15 protein-coding genes are annotated in these 17896 nt (G+C 68.7%); 11 read left to right on the top strand and 4 right to left on the bottom strand.

Features of this window, described 5'->3' with window-relative positions:
• The first annotated feature begins 182 nt into the window (after nucleotides 1–182).
• Nucleotides 183–1121, top strand: coding sequence for a GNAT family N-acetyltransferase (locus OG714_RS14990; RefSeq protein ID WP_406121306.1), 939 nt, complete (start codon nucleotides 183–185; stop codon nucleotides 1119–1121).
• 580 nt (nucleotides 1122–1701) lie between these two features.
• Entirely contained in the window at nucleotides 1702–3684 is a 1983-nt protein-coding gene (locus OG714_RS14985; RefSeq protein ID WP_019060993.1) for an ATP-dependent DNA helicase, read from the top strand.
• 174 nt (nucleotides 3685–3858) lie between these two features.
• On the opposite strand, the gene lexA is transcribed toward OG714_RS14985, so the two are convergent.
• Entirely contained in the window at nucleotides 3859–4638 is a 780-nt protein-coding gene (lexA, locus tag OG714_RS14980) for a transcriptional repressor LexA (protein ID WP_026151025.1), read from the bottom strand.
• 565 nt (nucleotides 4639–5203) lie between these two features.
• Here lexA and nrdR point away from each other — a divergent pair.
• The 3 genes from nrdR (at nucleotide 5204) to OG714_RS14965 (ending at nucleotide 9680) form a co-directional block, all read left to right on the top strand.
• Nucleotides 5204–5755 carry a transcriptional regulator NrdR gene (gene nrdR, locus OG714_RS14975; RefSeq protein ID WP_399396853.1) on the top strand — a complete coding sequence of 184 codons (552 nt, stop codon included), beginning with the start codon at nucleotides 5204–5206 and terminating at the stop codon, nucleotides 5753–5755.
• Nucleotides 5756–5919: 164 nt separating this feature from the next.
• The gene (locus OG714_RS14970) at nucleotides 5920–8814 is read left to right on the top strand and encodes a vitamin B12-dependent ribonucleotide reductase (RefSeq protein WP_406121303.1); all 2895 of its coding nucleotides are present in this window, start codon (nucleotides 5920–5922) and stop codon (nucleotides 8812–8814) included.
• Between the two features lie 170 nt (nucleotides 8815–8984).
• Entirely contained in the window at nucleotides 8985–9680 is a 696-nt protein-coding gene (locus OG714_RS14965; protein ID WP_406121302.1) for a DUF6215 domain-containing protein, read from the top strand.
• Between the two features lie 19 nt (nucleotides 9681–9699).
• On the opposite strand, the gene OG714_RS14960 is transcribed toward OG714_RS14965, so the two are convergent.
• Nucleotides 9700–10233 carry a TerD family protein gene (locus OG714_RS14960; RefSeq protein ID WP_406121300.1) on the bottom strand — a complete coding sequence of 178 codons (534 nt, stop codon included), beginning with the start codon at nucleotides 10231–10233 and terminating at the stop codon, nucleotides 9700–9702.
• A 155-nt stretch (nucleotides 10234–10388) separates the two neighbouring features.
• On the opposite strand from OG714_RS14960, the gene OG714_RS14955 reads away from it, so the two are divergent.
• From OG714_RS14955 to OG714_RS14945, 3 genes are all read left to right on the top strand, one after another.
• Entirely contained in the window at nucleotides 10389–10994 is a 606-nt protein-coding gene (locus OG714_RS14955; protein WP_366436424.1) for a YdbC family protein, read from the top strand.
• A gap of 140 nt (nucleotides 10995–11134) precedes the next feature.
• The gene (locus tag OG714_RS14950; protein WP_043677931.1) at nucleotides 11135–11794 is read left to right on the top strand and encodes a histidine phosphatase family protein; all 660 of its coding nucleotides are present in this window, start codon (nucleotides 11135–11137) and stop codon (nucleotides 11792–11794) included.
• A gap of 12 nt (nucleotides 11795–11806) precedes the next feature.
• The gene (locus tag OG714_RS14945; RefSeq protein WP_406121298.1) at nucleotides 11807–12757 is read left to right on the top strand and encodes an ADP-ribosylglycohydrolase family protein; all 951 of its coding nucleotides are present in this window, start codon (nucleotides 11807–11809) and stop codon (nucleotides 12755–12757) included.
• A gap of 202 nt (nucleotides 12758–12959) precedes the next feature.
• Here the strand turns inward: OG714_RS14945 and OG714_RS14940 are convergent, their stop codons facing one another.
• A complete protein-coding gene (locus tag OG714_RS14940) occupies nucleotides 12960–14498 on the bottom strand; it encodes an MFS transporter (RefSeq protein ID WP_406121296.1) in 1539 nt (512 codons plus the stop codon).
• Nucleotides 14499–14683: 185 nt separating this feature from the next.
• On the opposite strand from OG714_RS14940, the gene OG714_RS14935 reads away from it, so the two are divergent.
• From OG714_RS14935 to OG714_RS14925, 3 genes are all read left to right on the top strand, one after another.
• Nucleotides 14684–15307 carry a TetR/AcrR family transcriptional regulator gene (locus OG714_RS14935; protein WP_406121295.1) on the top strand — a complete coding sequence of 208 codons (624 nt, stop codon included), beginning with the start codon at nucleotides 14684–14686 and terminating at the stop codon, nucleotides 15305–15307.
• An 82-nt stretch (nucleotides 15308–15389) separates the two neighbouring features.
• Nucleotides 15390–16091 (top strand): ribonuclease HII, encoded by a 702-nt coding sequence (locus OG714_RS14930; protein WP_406121293.1) that lies wholly within the window; start codon nucleotides 15390–15392, stop codon nucleotides 16089–16091.
• Nucleotides 16092–16159: 68 nt separating this feature from the next.
• The gene (locus tag OG714_RS14925) at nucleotides 16160–16801 is read left to right on the top strand and encodes a hypothetical protein (protein ID WP_406121292.1); all 642 of its coding nucleotides are present in this window, start codon (nucleotides 16160–16162) and stop codon (nucleotides 16799–16801) included.
• A 242-nt stretch (nucleotides 16802–17043) separates the two neighbouring features.
• Here OG714_RS14925 and OG714_RS14920 read toward each other — a convergent pair whose 3' ends face one another.
• Nucleotides 17044–17679, bottom strand: coding sequence for a hypothetical protein (locus OG714_RS14920; RefSeq protein ID WP_329349201.1), 636 nt, complete (start codon nucleotides 17677–17679; stop codon nucleotides 17044–17046).
• Nucleotides 17680–17896 lie beyond the last annotated feature (217 nt).

Below are 17896 nucleotides of genomic sequence, written 5' to 3'. Positions count from 1 at the left end.
CCTTCGGCTCCGACCCTCAGGAACCGTCTCCGGCTCCGAACACCAACCGCTTCTTCCGACTTCGACCGCCGCTGACTCCCTTAGACCCCGACCCCGACCAACTCCCTTCAACCCCGGCCACCGCCAACTCCCTTCGCCCCTGAGGAACATGACCCGCCCCATCCCCCGAGAGGAGCGTCACCGTGCCTCCGACCGACGCGAGCACCGACACCGCGACTGTCCCCGTCTCCGACCTAGGCACCAGCGCGAGTGCGAGCCAGAGTCAGAGCCCAGACACGGATAACGAGGACACCCTCGAGCTCCGCCTGCCCGAGGAATTCATCGCGCTCTGCGCCGACGTGGACGCAGGGGACGCAGCAGCCCATGGCGCGCTAGCCCACGACGCATCCGCCCCCGATTCCGCTGCCTCTGACGAGCCCGACACCATCGGGCGACGGAACTCAACAGAGGGCCCGGAAGGCACGGCCCAGCCGAACTCCGCCGTCCCGGCCGACTCGGACGCTCGGCCCACCTACGACATCTCGCGTAACTCCTACACCCCACCCGGCGACGACCTCCTCGACCACATCGCCGACTGGGGGCAGACCCACACCCCTGCAGGCGCCTTCCACCTCCTCCCTGTCCACATCGAGCGCGACCTTCCGCTGATCAACCGCTGGATGAACGACCCTGCTGTCGCGGAGTTCTGGGAACTGGCCGGCCCTCAGGCGCTGACCGAGGACCACCTGCACGCCCAACTCTCCGGCGACGGACGCAGCGTTCCCTGTCTCGGCGTGCTGGACGGCACCCCGATGAGCTACTGGGAGATCTACCGGGCTGACCTCGACCCCCTGGCCCGCCACTACCCCGCCCGACCGCACGACACCGGCATCCACCTCCTCATCGGTAACGTCGCCAACCGAGGGCGAGGACTGGGTGGCACCCTCCTCCGGGCCGTCGCCGACCTTGTGCTCGACAACCGCTCCACCTGCGCCCGCATCGTCGCGGAACCCGACATTCGCAACACCCCTTCCGTAGCCGCTTTCCTGGGCGCAGGTTTCCGGTTCTCCGCCGAGGTCGACCGGCCCGCCAAGCGGGCCGCCCTCATGGTCCGAGACCGCTCCCTGCGCGATCTGCTGTAGCGCCACGTGGCAGCGCCATCACTTTTGGTACACCGCTCGGCGCGGTCCGGTTCCCACTCCCTCGAATCGGATTCCGGCGGCCGCCGTCGCCCCGACCTCCGCGCCCCGACCTCCGCGCCCCGACCTCCGTGCTCCGACCTCCGTGCTCCGATCGACCACCCTGCCGACCGAACCCGATCGGGCCCCACCCCGAACCGATCCCCGAACCAAACCGGACCCGCCCCCAGCTGGCCGGGTCCGCGAACCGATCCGATCTCACCCGGAACCGATCCCACCCGGAACCGGTCCGATCCCACTCCGAACAGCCCGAGCCCACCTCGAACTAACCCAGCCCCCGACCGAAGCAAATCAACCTCGACCAAACCGAGCCCGCCCTCAACCAATCCCATCCCGCTCCCAACCAGTCCCGGTCCGCCCCGAACCAACCCCCATCCGCCCCGAACCAATCTCCACCCGCACCGACCCGATCCCCACCCGAACAAAATCCACCGCCATCCCAAACCCCCTGGGGCTTGATCCACCCCCTCCCCTCCGCCTTGATCGCCCGGCTGTCAGTCCCGCCCCGTAGGCTGGTCGCGCTATGACGAAGCCCTCACTCCCCGAACTCCTGCATGCTGCCGTCACTGCCGTCGGCGGTTCGGAGCGCCCCGGCCAGGTGACCATGGCCGAAGCCGTCGCGGAGGCGATCGACGACGGCTCCCATCTGCTGGTCCAGGCCGGCACCGGCACCGGAAAGTCGCTCGGCTACCTCGTGCCCGCGCTCGCGCACGGGGAGCGTGTGGTCGTAGCGACCGCCACGCTCGCGCTCCAGCGCCAGCTGGTGGAGCGCGACCTGCCGCGCACGGTCGACGCGCTGCATCCCCTGCTGCGCCGCCGCCCCCAGTACGCGATGCTCAAGGGCAGGTCGAACTACCTGTGTCTGCACCGACTACACGAGGGCATGCCACAGGACGAGGAGGAAGGCCTCTTCGACCAGTTCGAGGCGGCCGCCCCCACCAGCAAGCTGGGTCAGGACCTGCTGCGACTCCGCGACTGGACGGACGAGACCGAGACCGGTGATCGGGACGACCTCACACCCGGAGTCTCCGACCGCGCGTGGGCGCAGATCTCCGTGTCCTCCCGTGAGTGCCTGGGCGCCCAGAAGTGCGCCTACGGAGCGGAGTGTTTCGCAGAGGCGGCCCGCGAGCGCGCCAAGCTCGCCGACGTCGTCGTCACGAACCACGCACTGCTCGCGATCGACGCCATCGAAGGTGCCCCCGTCCTCCCGCAGCACGAGGTGCTGATCGTCGACGAGGCGCATGAACTGGTCTCCCGTGTCACCGGAGTTGCCACCGGCGAGCTCACCCCGGGCCAGGTCAACCGCGCGGTGCGCCGCGCCGCGAAGCTGGCCAACGAGAAGGCCGCCGACCAGCTCCAGACCGCCGCCGAGGGCTTCGAGCGGCTGATGGAGCTCGCCCTGCCGGGGCGCCTGGAGGAGATCCCGGAGGACCTCGGTTACGCCCTCATGGCGCTGCGCGACGCCTGCCGTACGGTGATCTCCGCGATCGGCGCCACCCGCGACAAGTCCGTGCAGGACGAGGACGCGGTCCGTAAGCAGGCGCTGGCCTCCGTGGAGAGCGTGCACGACGTGGCGGAGCGCATCACCAACGGCTCCGAGTGGGACGTCGTCTGGTACGAACGCCACGACCGCTTCGGCGCCTCCTTGCGCGTCGCCCCCATGTCCGTGTCCGGCCTGCTGAGGGAGAAGCTCTTCACGGACCGCTCGGTGACCCTGACCTCCGCGACGCTGAAGCTCGGCGGCGACTTCAACGGCGTAGGCGCCTCCCTGGGCCTCGCCCCTGAGGGCACCGCGGGTGACGACCTGCCGCAATGGAAGGGCGTCGACGTAGGCTCGCCCTTCGACTACCCGAAGCAGGGCATCCTGTACGTCGCCAAGCACCTCGCGCGCCCCGCGCGGGACGGCGATCGCGCCGACATGTTGGACGAGCTGACGGAGCTGATCCAGGCGGCCGGCGGTCGCACCCTGGGCCTCTTCTCCTCGATGCGAGGCGCCCAACTCGCCGCCGAGGAGCTGCGTTCCCGTATCCCCGAGTACCCGATCCTCCTCCAGGGCGAGGAGACGCTCGGCGAGCTGATCAAGAACTTCGCGGCCGACCCGAAGACCTGTCTCTTCGGCACGCTGTCGCTCTGGCAGGGCGTCGACGTTCCCGGAGCCAGCTGCCAGTTGGTCGTCATGGACAAGATCCCGTTCCCGCGTCCGGACGACCCGCTGATGAGCGCCCGTCAGAAGGCGGTGGAGGACGCTGGAGGCAACGGCTTCATGGCGGTGGCCGCCACGCACGCGGCGCTTCTCATGGCCCAGGGAGCGGGCCGTCTCGTCCGCGCGTCGGGGGACCGGGGCGTGGTCGCCGTCCTCGATCAGCGGCTCGCCACCGCCCGCTACGGAAGCTATCTCAAGGCGTCGCTGCCCGACTTCTGGTACACCACGGACCGTAATCAGGCCCGGAGGTCACTGGCAGCGATCGACGCGAAGGCGAAGCAGGAGGAAGCGGAAGCGGAGTGATCCGGGACGGTGTTGGCCCGGTACGCCGGGTCAACACCGGATCGACGACCGGCACTGGATCGACGACCGGGCCGCCACCGGGGTCCGGACAGCACAGGACCCCGGAACCGGCGCAGGGGTCCCGGGGTCCGGTCAGGGGGCCGGGCCGATGTGGCCCGCCCGCCGCAGCCGCCGTCACACGCGCCGCAGCACCGCCACCACCTTGCCGAGGATCGTCGCGTCGTCGCCGGGGATCGGCTCGTAGGCCGAGTTGTGCGGGAGGAGCCAGACGTGGCCGTCCTCGCGCTTGAAGCGCTTGACGGTGGCTTCGCCCTCGAGCATGGCGGCCACGATGTCGCCGTTCTCGGCGACCGGCTGGCGGCGCACGGTCACCCAGTCGCCGTCGCAGATCGCGGCCTCGATCATCGAGTCACCGACGACCTTGAGGACGAACAGCTCGCCGTCACCGACCAGTTGGCGGGGGAGGGGGAAGACGTCCTCCACCGACTCCTCGGCGAGGATCGGACCACCGGCGGCGATCCGGCCCACCAGCGGGACGTACGACGCGGCTGGCTTGCCCGCGGTGTCCGTGGGCTGCACCGACGACGACTGGTCGGAGCCGCGGACCTCGTACGCGCGCGGGCGGTGCGGGTCGCGGCGCAGGAAGCCCTTGCGCTCCAGTGCCATCAGCTGGTGTGCGACCGAGGACGTGCTGGACAGGCCCACGGCCTGGCCGATCTCGCGCATCGACGGCGGGTAGCCCCGCCGCTGCACGGAGTCCCTGATGACCTCGATCACCCGGCGCTGCCGGTCCGTGAGCCCTGAGCTGTCCGCCCGGATACCGGGAGGTCGGCCCGGTAGGGAGCGCTTGTGTCCCTCGGGATTCGCGGCTTCGTTCATTGCATGCACCGGCTCGAGTCGGCCCTGGGAGCGATCCTGGGCAGTGATGGTGGCACTGTCTGCGGTGGTGGTCACGTCGGCCCCTCTCGATGGTCTCCCTGCTGGACAACGGTAGTTGCTTTCGAAAGGTTGCGCCAAACACACGTTCGAGTGAAAAAGTGCAGATAGCCTGTCGTGATCACGCGTCTGGGTGTATGGCTAGCGCGGCACCTGGCGGACAAAAGAGTTCATTGTTGTACTCTTCGCCGCCGGGATGGTGACCTCGTGGGTTGTCGCCTCAGTCTGCCACCCGGTGTCCCGGCGGTCGGGGGCCGGTCCCGTTCTGTGCGGGAGCCCCACGTCTCCTCCGTGCCGCGCTCACGGTATCTCCGTATGTGGCCTGGCGGTACGGCTGTGCGGCCGCGTGTTCGGGGTGGCGGGACGGTCGTATGGCACATGCCAATACGCACGCGACACGCGCGCGTGGCGTGTTTGTGTGAGCCAATCACCACATCTAGTGGTTGGATTGCGGCAGCAGCCCAGAAGTTGTGGTCCCCCGGGTCTCCAGAGTCTCGGTCATCGCCTATGCTGGGGGCTGCTTCGAGAGGCCCAAGGGGTCTTACGAGGCTATTGAGTCTGCTGTGAGGGAGGGTTGGAGACCATGCACTGCCCCTTCTGCAGGCACCCCGACAGCCGTGTCGTCGACAGCCGTACGACCGACGACGGCACGTCGATCCGCCGGCGCCGCCAGTGCCCTGACTGCTCCCGTCGTTTCACGACCGTGGAGACGTGCTCGCTCATGGTGGTCAAGCGGTCCGGAGTCACCGAGCCTTTCAGCCGTACCAAGGTCATCAACGGTGTGCGCAAGGCATGCCAGGGACGGCCTGTCACCGAGGACGCACTCGCCCAGCTCGGCCAGCGGGTCGAAGAAGCGGTGCGGGCCACCGGAAGCGCCGAACTGACCACCCATGACGTCGGGCTGGCCATACTCGGCCCGTTGCAGGAGCTCGACCTCGTCGCCTATCTGCGATTCGCCTCCGTCTACAGGGCGTTCAACTCGCTCGAGGACTTCGAGGCCGCGATCGTGGAGCTGCGCGAAGTGACTCCCGGCCCCGCCGCGGACGACGAAGACGCGGTATCGGGGAGCCAGGAAGACGACGGCGGGACCGGGGGGACTGTTCAGGTCCCCGTGCCCGCCCACTCCGCCGACTGACCGACGGGCCGGAACCGGGCGGAGACCCCGGATCCGGCCGGGCGGCGGCGAATCAGGACTTGTTGCGGGGCCATGAGCTGTGGGCGCCCGCGGCATCAGACAAACACTCTGCCACGGGAACATCGTGGCATTTTCGGGCGTTTTTGCCTGTAGAGGGAGGCGGCATGACAGAGACGGCGAGCGGTCCGGCGCGAGGTTCCCGCGCGAAGGGAACCAAGACCACCAAGGGACTGCGCATCGAGCGTATTCACACCACCCCCGGCGTGCACCCGTACGACGAGGTGGAGTGGGAGCGTCGTGACGTCGTCATGACCAACTGGCGCGACGGCTCGGTCAATTTCGAGCAGCGTGGCGTCGAGTTCCCCGCCGAGTGGGCGGTGAACGCGGTCAACATCGTCACCAGCAAGTACTTCCGCGGTGCCGTGGGCACCCCGCAGCGCGAGGTGAGCCTCAAGCAGCTCATCGACCGCATCGTGAAGACGTATCGGAAGGCCGGCGAGGACTACAAGTACTTCGCCTCGCCCGCCGACGCCGAGATCTTCGAGCACGAGCTGGCGTACGCCCTCCTGCACCAGGTCTTCAGCTTCAACAGCCCCGTCTGGTTCAACGTCGGGACCCCGCAGCCCCAGCAGGTCTCGGCCTGCTTCATCCTGGCCGTCGACGACTCCATGGAGTCGATCCTCGACTGGTACAAGGAAGAGGGCATGATCTTCAAGGGCGGTTCCGGCGCCGGCCTGAACCTGTCCCGCATCCGCTCCTCCAAGGAGCTGCTCTCCTCCGGTGGCAACGCCTCCGGTCCCGTGTCCTTCATGCGCGGCGCCGACGCCTCCGCCGGAACCATCAAGTCCGGTGGCGCCACCCGCCGCGCGGCCAAGATGGTCATCCTGGACGTCGACCACCCCGACATCGAGGACTTCATCCAGACCAAGGTCAAGGAAGAAGAGAAGATCCGCGCCCTCCGTGACGCGGGCTTCGACATGGACCTGGGCGGCGACGACATCACGTCGGTGCAGTACCAGAACGCCAACAACTCGGTCCGCGTGAACAACACGTTCATGAAGGCCGTGGAGAACGGTGACAAGTTCGGCCTGACGTCCCGTATGACCGGCGAGGTCATCGAGGAGGTCGACGCCAAGCAGCTCTTCCGCAAGATGGCCGAGGCCGCCTGGGCCTGCGCCGACCCGGGCATCCAGTACGACGACACCATCAACCAGTGGCACACGTGCCCGGAGTCCGGCCGTATCAACGGCTCGAACCCGTGCAGCGAGTACATGCACCTGGACAACACGTCCTGCAACCTCGCCTCGCTGAACCTGATGAAGTTCCTGAAGGACGACGGCAAGGGCCACCAGTCCTTCGAGGTCGAGCGCTTCGCCAAGGTCGTCGAGCTCGTCATCACCGCGATGGACATCTCCATCTGCTTCGCGGACTTCCCGACGCAGAAGATCGGCGAGAACACGCGCGCGTTCCGCCAGCTCGGCATCGGCTACGCCAACCTCGGCGCCCTGCTGATGGCGACCGGCCACGCGTACGACTCCGACGGCGGCCGTGCCCTCGCCGGTGCCATCACCTCCCTGATGACCGGCACCTCGTACAAGCGCTCCGCCGAACTCGCCGCGGTCGTGGGCCCGTACGACGGCTACGCCCGCAACGAGCAGCCGCACCTGCGCGTCATGAAGCAGCACGCCGACGCCAACGCCGTGGCCCCGCGCACGGACGACCTGGACACGCCCATCTGGGCCGCGGCCACGGAGTCCTGGCAGGACGTGCTGCGCCTCGGCGAGAAGAACGGTTTCCGTAACTCGCAGGCCTCCGTCATCGCCCCGACCGGCACCATCGGTCTCGCGATGTCCTGCGACACCACCGGACTTGAGCCCGACCTCGCCCTGGTCAAGTTCAAGAAGCTGGTCGGCGGCGGCTCGATGCAGATCGTCAACGGCACCGTCCCGCAGGCCCTGCGTCGCATGGGCTACCAGGAGGAGCAGATCGAGGCGATCGTCGCCCACATCGCCGACAACGGCAACGTGATCGACGCCCCGAGCCTCAAGCACGAGCATTACGAGGTGTTCGACTGCGCCATGGGCGAGCGTTCCATCTCCGCGATGGGCCACGTCCGCATGATGGCGGCCATCCAGCCCTGGATCTCCGGTGCGCTCTCCAAGACGGTCAACCTGCCGGAGACGGCGACCGTCGAGGACGTCGAAGAGGTCTACTTCGAGGCGTGGAAGCTGGGCGTCAAGGCGCTCGCGATCTACCGCGACAACTGCAAGGTCGGCCAGCCCCTCTCCGCGAAGACCAAGGAGAAGGAGAAGGTCGAGGTCACCGCCAAGGCCGAGGAGACCATCCGCACCGCGGTCGAGAAGGTCGTCGAGTACCGCCCCGTCCGCAAGCGTCTCCCCAAGGGCCGCCCGGGTATCACGACCTCCTTCACGGTCGGCGGCGCCGAGGGCTACATGACCGCCAACTCCTACCCGGACGACGGTCTCGGTGAGGTCTTCCTGAAGATGTCGAAGCAGGGCTCGACCCTCGCGGGCATGATGGACGCCTTCTCGATCGCCGTCTCCGTGGGTCTGCAGTACGGCGTGCCCCTGGAGACGTACGTCTCCAAGTTCACGAACATGCGCTTCGAGCCGGCCGGCATGACGGACGACCCGGACGTGCGGATGGCACAGTCGATCGTCGACTACATCTTCCGTCGCCTGGCGCTCGACTTCCTGCCCTTCGAGACGCGCTCCGCGCTCGGCATCCACTCCGCCGAGGAGCGCCAGCGTCACCTGGAGACCGGTTCGTACGAGCCGACGGAGGACGAGGTCGACGTAGAGGGCCTGGCCCAGTCGGCGCCGCGCGCCCAGGAGTTGAAGGCCGTGGCCGCGCCGAAGGCCGTGGTCGAGGCGGTCAAGCCCGCCCCGCAGCAGGCGCACACCAGCGCCGAGCTGGTGGAGATGCAGCTGGGCATCCAGGCCGACGCCCCGCTCTGCTTCTCCTGCGGTACGAAGATGCAGCGGGCCGGTTCCTGCTACATCTGCGAGGGGTGTGGCTCGACCAGCGGCTGCAGCTGATCAAGAACACCTGCTTGAAATGAACTAGCTGGTCAGGGCGGTGGATCCGGTAACCCGGCGCCACCGCCCTCAGCATGTCCCGGCCTGGGGCGAATCCGGTTTCCCAGCGGAACGATCAGCGGTTAATCTCCCTCGACGCGCATAGCGCGCGCACAGGGGAGGGTGGGGGTATGGTCGACAATTCCGTCGAGCCCGAAAGAGGTATGAGGGCGGGGGCCCAGGCAGTCGCGGCCGTGGTGGTGGTCGGGGGTGTCGTAGGCGGCATGTGGGGACTCGGGGAAGTCCTGCCGAACACGTCGCAGCAGGACAGCAAGCCGGCGACCTGCTCGGCGAGCGCTGACAAGACCCTGCCGGCGAAGTACGTCTCGCCGGCGCAACTCTGCACGGCGCTGAACCGCTCGGACCTTCCGGTGCTCCTGGGGACTCCGGATGAGCACGCGGAGACCGCCGGGGGCAGCGCGGGCTGGATGACGCTCGCCGGTGGCACCAAGATCGCCAGCCCCGAGGCCGACGTAGACCTGAGGACCTATTCCGTACGGCTGTCGGCGTCCTACGACGACGTTCCCATCGCCGAGGCGGCCCGCTACGTGGATTCGACCTCACAGCTGAAGTCGGTCCTGGGCCATCCGGCAGTTCTCTACTCGGACCGGACCATCGCCATCAGCTTCAACCTCGGCGGAGGCAAGGCCAGTACGGGCCCTGGGGGCATCGCCCGCAGCCTGCTGGTCTCCACCAGCGCGAAGGACGGCGGCGACTCCTTCGAGATATCCATCTGGCGTCAGGACGACGTGCCGCCCGATGACGAGGCACTGTTCCGCATCGCCGAGGAGGTGCTGCCGACGGTCCCGGGCTGGACCGCCGGCTGACGCGCCGTCTGCGATGGGCTCAGGGCTGCTGCGCCCTGCCCATCGTCCTGGTGAAGGTCGCGGGGTCGTCCTCGAAGCCCCGGATGCCGGGATGGAAGTCCCAGCCGCCGGACTCGTCCCGGACGAACTCCCCGACCGTCGCCGCCGTCGCACCGAGGACGTCACCGAAGTCGTCCTCGGTGAGGACGGTGTACCCCTCGCGGATACGCAGCTTCGGGTTGAGGACGTTGACGAACGTGCGGTGGGCGACGCGCTGTTGGATGACGACACCGACCACCACGCGCGCGTACCGGTCGGCGAGCCGGTCGAGCTCCAGCGTCATGACCTCGTCCCAGCCGAAGCCCTTGCCGTCCTTGCTGTCCCGGTTGAGATAGATGGTGCCGTCGGGGGAGCGGCTGTCGAAGTGCACCGCGTACGCGGGAGCGCCGTACAGATCGCCCGCCACATACGTGGTGGCGACGATGTCCAGATCGACGGGCGGCTGCCCGGTGGGACTCGGATCCCACTGGAGCCCGACTTCGGCCTTGCGGATCCCCTTGTTGAGGCCGTTCACCACAGTTCCCCTTCCCCGTTCGCCTCGATCGCGTGCCCCAACTACTGGGCGATCAGCGTTCGTTGTCCATCGTGCCACGCGCGCGGGGGCGCATGCGCCGACGATCTCAGCCGGAGCGTGACCGACGCCACGCTCCAGGGCCTTACGATGGCGCGGTGCTGGTCAAGTGGATTCGCTGCACCGTGGTGGACCGCCGCGGCTTCGAGCGCGGGCAGCGAAAGTGGGCGGGGCTTCTGGGGGAGCCGGGATTTCGGGGACAGGGGGGAGGCTGGAGCAGAGCGCGGCCAGGGGTGGCACACATTTTCGCGTTCTGGGAAAGCCGTGCCTTCTACGACTCCTTCATGGCCCGATCCCACGACCGGCTGGCGTCGGCCCAGGCGGGCACCTTCAAGGACGCGCAGGTCAAGCTGTTCGACCACCGCTTCGACGTGAAGACCGGCTTCGAGCCGCGCTTCACCGACGCCGACCTGGTCCGGGTGGCCCTGTGCCGTGTCCACGAGGAGCGTGCCGAGCACTTCACGCTGATGCAGGAGAAGGTCTGGAATCCGGCGATGGCCGGCTCCCCAGGCATGCTCCGCGGGCTGTTCGGCGAGGCTCCGGGACACGAGTTCATGGTGCTGTCGATGTGGCACTCGGCCGCCGAGCACGGCAAGTACCGCACCGAGCGGGTCGAACGGCTCGCCCTGCGCGCCCAGATCGAGGCGGACGTCGCCTCCCTCACGGGCGACATCGTGCAACTGGAGCCGTCCTGGACGGTTTGAAATCCGAACTGACGCCGTCGGCGTCCCAGTGTGTGAATCGTGCGCCCCTATGTGGCCGATCGGGCAGAATTCGTGTGACCTACGCCGTATGGAGCCCGTGTGAGTGCTCGATATGCCGTCACTCGATCTAGGGTTTTGGCATGGCACGACCACGGCGCATCGTCCTTGTCCGGCACGGTGAGTCAACGGGCAATGTTGATGACACTGTGTACGAGCGTGAACCCGACCATTCCCTGGCGCTGACCGACCAGGGCTGGCGACAGGCAGAGGAGACCGGAAAGCGGTTGCGGGAGGTGTTCGGCCGCGAGCGCATCAGCGTGTACGTCTCCCCGTACCGCCGTACGCACGAGACCTTCCGCGCGTTCCACCTCGATCCCGACCTCGTCCGCGTACGCGAGGAGCCACGGCTGCGCGAACAGGACTGGGGGAACTGGCAGGACCGTGACGACGTACGCCTCCAGAAGGCGTACCGGGACGCGTACGGGCACTTCTTCTACCGCTTCGCCCAGGGCGAGTCCGGTGCAGACGTCTACGACCGGGTGGGCGGCTTCCTGGAGAGCCTGTACCGCAGCTTCGAGGCCCCCGACCACCCGCCGAACGTGCTCCTGGTGACACACGGCCTGGCGATGCGGCTGTTCTGCATGCGCTGGTTCCACTGGACGGTCGCGGAGTTCGAGTCACTGTCGAATCCGGGGAACGCCGAGATGCGGATGCTCGTTCTGGGAGACGACGGCAGGTACGCGCTGGACCGGCCGTTCGACAGCTGGCGAGACCCGGAGCCGTACGGGATCAGCGGATAGAGTGGCGGACCGATGATCGCTGACTCCTCTTCCGGCACTCCCGACCCTTCTGTTTCTCTCGCCTCTCCCTACTCGCAAGATGCGCGACTGGATCGCGCCCTGGCCAGCTTGCGTGGACTCGCCGTGGGCGACGCGCTGGGCTCACAGTTCTTCGTCCCCGTGAACCACCCGCGGCTCAAGCGCCGCGAACTGCCCCCGTCTCCCTGGCAGTGGACGGACGACACGGAGATGGCCTGCTCCGTGGTCGCCGTCCTGGCCGCCCACCACCGCGTCGACCAGGACGCCCTGGCGCAGTCCTTCGCCGAACACCACGACTTCGACCGCGGCTACGGCCCCGCGGTCAACCGGCTGTTGCGCCTCGTCCGCGAAGGCGGCGACTGGCGCGAACTGTCCGCCGCGCTCTTCAACGGCCAGGGATCGTGGGGCAATGGCGCTGCGATGCGGATCGCGCCCCTGGGCGCCTGGTACGCGGACGACCCCGAGCAGGCCACCCACCAGGCGGAGATCTCCGCCTACCCCACGCACCAGCACCGTGAGGCCGTGGTCGGCGCCATGGCCGTCGCCGCGGCCGCCGCGCTGGCCGCGGCCCCTGGCGGCCCGCCCAGTGCCGAGGCACTCCTCGACGGCGTCATCGCACTCGTGCCGAAGAGCGCCGTCGGCGCGGGCCTGCGGCGCGCCCGGGACATGCTCGACTACGCCGATCCGGGCACCGTCGCGGCCGTACTGGGCTGCGGACGTCGGACGTCCGCTCATGACACGGTCCCCTTCGCGCTCTGGTCGGCCGCGCGCGGCCTCAGTGACTACGAGGGGGCCTTCTGGGCCACGTCCCAGGTCGGCGGGGACGTGGACACCACCTGCGCGATCGTGGGCGGCGTGATCGCCGGCGGGAAGGCGGGGACGCCGCCCGCCGAATGGCTGGAGCGGACGGAGTCGCTGCCGGGCTGGGTTCCGACGTCCGTCTGACGTCGTCGTCGCTCCACCGGGCCACGCCGCCCGCATCCGGATGAAACTCTCTGTGCCTGTCGGGAACTCTCCGTGACCGCCCGCCCGTTGTCGTGGCAGTCGCTGTGCGACACATGAGTCCGCACGGACACGACAGTTGGGGGGCGCGGTCATGAGGTTTTCACTGGTGTTGATGGGCCGGGCCCCGACCGGGCCCGGCCGGTCAGCCGACCCCCGCGCCCGCGAGTGCGTCGAGGTCACTCTTGCGGACCCGAATCACCAACCAGGCGGTAAGCAGGGCGAGTACGGCCATCGCGGCGGCCGGGACGAAGGCCGTCGAGATGCCGTGCGCGAGCACCTCGTGCCCCCAGGGCGCGGGCAGTTGGTGTGTCTTGGAGAACGCCGCCTTCTGCTCCGCCGATCCGTCGGCCAGGAACTTCGGCAACTGCTTCTTCGCCTCGTCCTTGCCCGCCGAGCCGAACACCGTGGTCAGGATGGACAGGCCGAGCGAACCGCCCACTTGCTGCATGGCGTTGAGCAGCGCGGAGGCCGCGCCGGCCTCGTGCTGGGCGACACCGGAGACGGCGGTCACCGTCAGCGTCACGAAGTTCAGGCCCATCCCGAAGCCGAACACGAGCATCGGGCCGAGCACTCCGCCGACGTACGAACTGTCCGAGCTGATGAGGGTCTGCCAGGCCAGCCCGATCACCGCGAGCGCCGAGCCGATGAGCATGAAGGGCCGTGGCCCGAGCACCGGCAGGAACCGCTGGGACAGCCCCGCGCCTGCCGCGATCACGACCGTCACCGGCAGGAAGGCGAGACCCGCCTGGATCGGCGTGTACCCCAGCACGTTCTGCACGAAGAGCACGATGTAGAAGAACATGCCGAACATCGCGGCGGCCAGGCTCAGCATGATCACGTACGTGCCCGAGCGATTGCGGTCGGCGAACATCCTGAGCGGAGTGATCGGTTCCTTCGCCCGGGACTCCGTGATCACGAAGGCCACCAGCAGGACGATCGCCGCGGCGAAGGAACCGATGGTCAGGCTGTCGCGCCACCCCTTGTCGGCCGCGCGGATGAAGCCGTAGACGAGGGACGCCATGCCCGCCGTCGAGGTCAGCGCGCCCGTGATGTCGAAGCGGCCGGTGTGCCGTTCGGACTCGTTGATGTACAGCGGTGTGAGCACGGCCATCAGTACGCCGATCGGCAGGTTGACGAAGAACACCCAGCGCCAGTCGAGCCACTCGGTGAGCATGCCGCCCGCGAGCAGACCGATCGCGCCGCCGCCCGCCGAGACCGCGGCGAAGACTCCGAACGCCCTGTTCCGCTCCGGGCCTTCGGGGAACGTGGTGGTGATGAGCGCGAGCGAGGTGGGCGACGCGATCGCGCCACCCACGCCCTGCAGGACGCGCGCGGCCAGCAACTGCCAGGGTTCCTGGGCGAGACCGCCGAGCAGCGAAGCGAAGGTGAAGAGCAGGATGCCGGTGGTGAACACGCGCCGCCGGCCGAGGATGTCACCGGCCCGACCGCCGAGAAGCAGCAGGCCGCCGAAGGTGAGCGTGTAGGCGCTGACGACCCAGGTGAGGTCGGTGGTGCTGAAACTGAGTGCGGCTTGAATGTGCGGGAGAGCGATGTTCACAATCGTCGCGTCGAGTACCACCATGAGTTGGCAGGCCGCGATGACCGCGAGTGCGATGCCGGGATGCCCCTCCCGGCGGGCCGCTCCTGGCTTTGGCTGCTGAGTCAACTGAGAGGTTGTCACTATGGGTCCCCCACAAGTGTGTTAGTGAACGCTCGCGTTCACTGCCGCGTCAACGGTAGTGAGTCCCCAACAGTGAACGCAAGCGTTCACTTAACTCGCCTTCGTGCGGCTCCTCCCCGTCGCTGCCGCGTGACGCATCCCCGATCCCCGGAATCCCCATTCCACTGCTCGCTGGAGACACTCAGATGGTTACTTCGGGCTGGACGGCCGTCCCCGCTCAGACGGCCTCCCTCCGACGCCGCGGCGCCGTGCTCGAACGCGCGATCCTGGATGCCGCGTTGGAACAACTCGGCACGGTCGGATGGAACGCGCTCACGATGGAAGGCGTCGCCGCCGGCGCCCAGACCGGCAAGGCCGCGGTCTACCGGCGCTGGTCGTCCAAGGAGGACCTCGTCGCGGACGCGCTGCAGGCAGGGCTGCCGCGTCTGAACGAGGCGCCCGACCTCGGGAGTGTGCGTGAGGACCTGCTGGCGTTGTGCGCGCAGGCGCGCGACGCGATGTACTCGCGCCCCGGATACGCCTTGCGCTCGGTGATTCACGAATGCGACACCGCCCAGGCGGAGCGCTTCCACGGCGTGATCTTCGAAGGGGTCGTGGAACCGACGATCCGCCTGCTCGGTGAGGTGATCAACCGTGGAATAGAGCGAGGCGAGGTCCGCTCCGACGCCTCCAACAGCTATGTCCTGGACGCCATCCCGGCGATGATGATGTACCGCTCGAAGATGTGCGGCAGTGAATGGGGTGACCACGACATCGAGGAAATGATCGACCAGTTGATGGTTCCGCTGCTCCGGCCCGGCGGTGCGTGAAGCCGGATCGGAACGGTCTTCGGGGGGTTCGGGGAAACCCGGGTGTCGCAGGGGGTTCCGGGCGGCGTAGTCTGAGGACGCCATGCCGTACGAACCACCCACTCATGCCGTCGAGCGCTCACTCCGCGCCACGACCGGGGCCAAGGTCATTGCCGGCGTCGACGAGGTGGGGCGCGGTGCTTGGGCCGGCCCCGTCACCGTCTGCGCGGCGGTCACCGGACTGCGCCGACCCCCCGAAGGCCTCACCGACTCCAAGCTCATCGCCGTCAGACGACGCACCGAACTCGCCGAAGAACTCCGCAAGTGGGTCACGGCGTACGCCTTGGGGCACGCCTCCCACGACGAGATCGACGACCTGGGGATGACGGCCGCGCTGCGGCTCGCTGCGGTGCGTGCTCTTGAGGCCTTGCCCGTTCGCCCCGACGCGGTCATCCTCGACGGGAAGCACGATTACCTCGGGGACCCCTGGCGGGTTCGTACGGTGATCAAGGGCGACCAGTCGTGCGTGGCCGTCGCGGCCGCTTCGGTGATCGCCAAGGTTCAGCGCGACAAAATGATGGCCGAACTGGGCATCGACCATGCAGACTTCGCTTTCGCGGCCAACGCCGGGTATCCCTCACCCGTGCACAAGGCCGCACTGGAGGAGCGGGGCCCCACCCCGTACCACCGGTTGTCGTGGGCGTATCTTGATGCGCTGCCCCAGTGGCGGCACCTTAAGAAAGCCCGCAGTTGGGCGGAGGGAAACGTTCCGCAGATCGAGGGCCAGCTCGGCTTCGACTTCTGACCGTTCCGCTTGCACTCATGTGCCACCCGCTGCCGCAAGTCGCACCAGTGTTTGATAAAAATCAGCTCATGCCTCTCATTCCCGAGGAGCCTCAGATTCACGAGAGTGCCCAGGGTCCCCGCGCCACTCCGGCCAGCGGCCGCGTCGCGCCGACCCCCCGCCCTGTACCCGGACCCCGCCCCGCGGCTCCGTCGCGTCCCGGTCGTCCCGGCCCCCTGCGGCCCACGGCGCCGGCGCAACGCACGCCGCACGACGTGGCCGTGGCCCAGCCCGGACCCTCCGGTCCGGCTGTCCCCGCCTCCTCCGACACCGCTGTGGCGACCCCGCAGGTCCAGCTGATCCCGGCCTCGGTCGAGGGTGCGCTGGACGCTGCCGAGGAAGCCGTCGACCTGCTTCTGGAGTCGGGTCGTGCCCCCGGTGACGTGCTGGTGATCACCACCGGCGAACCGCACCCGTGGGCCGCCCACGAACTGTCCTTCGGTGAAGCGTCCTACTGGGCGCAGCACGACGCGCGCGACGACGTCTTCTACGCGGACGCCGCCGTCGCGGGCCGGGCGGCGTCCCGTCCCGTCGTCGTGGTCGCCGTCAACGGAGGCGCGGCCGCCGTTGCCACCACCGCCCTGCCCCTGGCCCTCGGCCGGGCCGACACCCTGCTGATCGTCTGCGGCGAGCCGCAGCAGATCAACTCGGTGCTGGGCGCGGGCGTTTGAGCCTTCCGGGACTTCCCGGAAGGCTCAAGGAGGGCGACGGCGGGCAGGTAACGCCGTCGCGGCGGTCTGTGCACGGTGACGCGTTCGGCGTGCGCGGATTTCCGGTGCGTTCGCCGAAACGTGCCTTCAGTGGCTGTGCGATGCACCCGTGCGCCGCGACCGGAGTACGGGCGCCTCTCGGCGTCGTAAGGACTCCGCAGTGATGGGGCCGTACGGTCCGGGCGCGGAGCCCGGACCGGGTTTCAGCGAGCTGCGGCGCGGCGCAGTACCTCCGAGGCGGCGCCGCCCGTGCGGGGCAGCAGGGGCGGTACCTCGGACATGGCGAAAGGTTCCGGCGCGGAGTCCGCGCTGGGCCGTCGGCCGCCGCGCCCCTCACCGAGCACCTGCCAGCCGTCACGGGTCAGCGTGATGTAGGCCCCGCAGCGCAGCCCGTGCAGCGTGCAGGCGTCACGCAGCCCCCACATCCACGCGCCGTCCTCCTCCGTCCAACGCGCGTCGCCCTCACGGCAGTAGAGCAGCACGGCCGTACGCACCGGGGTACGGCGGCGCAGATCGTGCGGGATGACGCGGCGCAGCTGCGCGAGCAGCGCGTTGCGGAACATCCAGCCGTCGGCCGGGGCGGACCGCCGGACGAACGAGGCGCTCGCGAGCAACCGCTCGTCCGGATCGAGGACAGCCACGATCGCGGTCGCCGGTCTCGGCCGATGCCGGGAGTGCAGCCCGCTGACGACCTCGCGGGGATTGCGCAGCAACGGGATTCCGGCGGCGGCCCATTCGGAGGGTTCGAGCAGACGGGCAAGGGGGTTGGCGGAAGCGGCGGACAGGTCGGCAGACGTCGACGTGGATGCCGCGGAGGACGGAGCGAATCCGAAGGTCACGGTCCTCCCTTCGGCTACGCGCCCACACTACGGGCGGGGTCGGATTCGGGGGAGCGCACACCGCAGCAGAGCCCTACCGGATCACGGACGAGCCGTGCGGGGAGCGGACTCCAATTCTTCCTGTCGAACTTGGATGCGGCAACGAGCAAATGGGGCCACGGCCCCTTATCTGACGGTCTGTGGCTTATATCCCTACCCAATGCGCCACCCGACGACG

This window comes from Streptomyces sp. NBC_00989, from assembly GCF_045162655.1.
Lineage (GTDB): Bacteria > Actinomycetota > Actinomycetes > Streptomycetales > Streptomycetaceae > Streptomyces.
The sequence above is the reverse complement of the archived record's forward strand: the minus strand, read 5'-3'. Positions and strand labels throughout refer to the sequence as shown.

Bases quoted from the DNA above. Each gene is read 5' to 3' on its own strand.
- OG714_RS14945 (WP_406121298.1), top strand. From the start codon at position 11,807: ATGATCGCTGACTCCTCTTCCGGCACTCCCGACCCTTCTGTTTCTCTC.
- OG714_RS14950 (WP_043677931.1), top strand. From the start codon at position 11,135: ATGGCACGACCACGGCGCATCGTCCTTGTCCGGCACGGTGAGTCAACG.
- OG714_RS14985 (WP_019060993.1), top strand. From the start codon at position 1,702: ATGACGAAGCCCTCACTCCCCGAACTCCTGCATGCTGCCGTCACTGCC.
- OG714_RS14930 (WP_406121293.1), top strand. From the start codon at position 15,390: ATGCCGTACGAACCACCCACTCATGCCGTCGAGCGCTCACTCCGCGCC.
- OG714_RS14965 (WP_406121302.1), top strand. From the start codon at position 8,985: ATGGTCGACAATTCCGTCGAGCCCGAAAGAGGTATGAGGGCGGGGGCC.
- nrdR (WP_399396853.1), top strand. From the start codon at position 5,204: ATGCACTGCCCCTTCTGCAGGCACCCCGACAGCCGTGTCGTCGACAGC.
- OG714_RS14970 (WP_406121303.1), top strand. From the start codon at position 5,920: ATGACAGAGACGGCGAGCGGTCCGGCGCGAGGTTCCCGCGCGAAGGGA.
- OG714_RS14935 (WP_406121295.1), top strand. From the start codon at position 14,684: ATGGTTACTTCGGGCTGGACGGCCGTCCCCGCTCAGACGGCCTCCCTC.
- OG714_RS14925 (WP_406121292.1), top strand. From the start codon at position 16,160: ATGCCTCTCATTCCCGAGGAGCCTCAGATTCACGAGAGTGCCCAGGGT.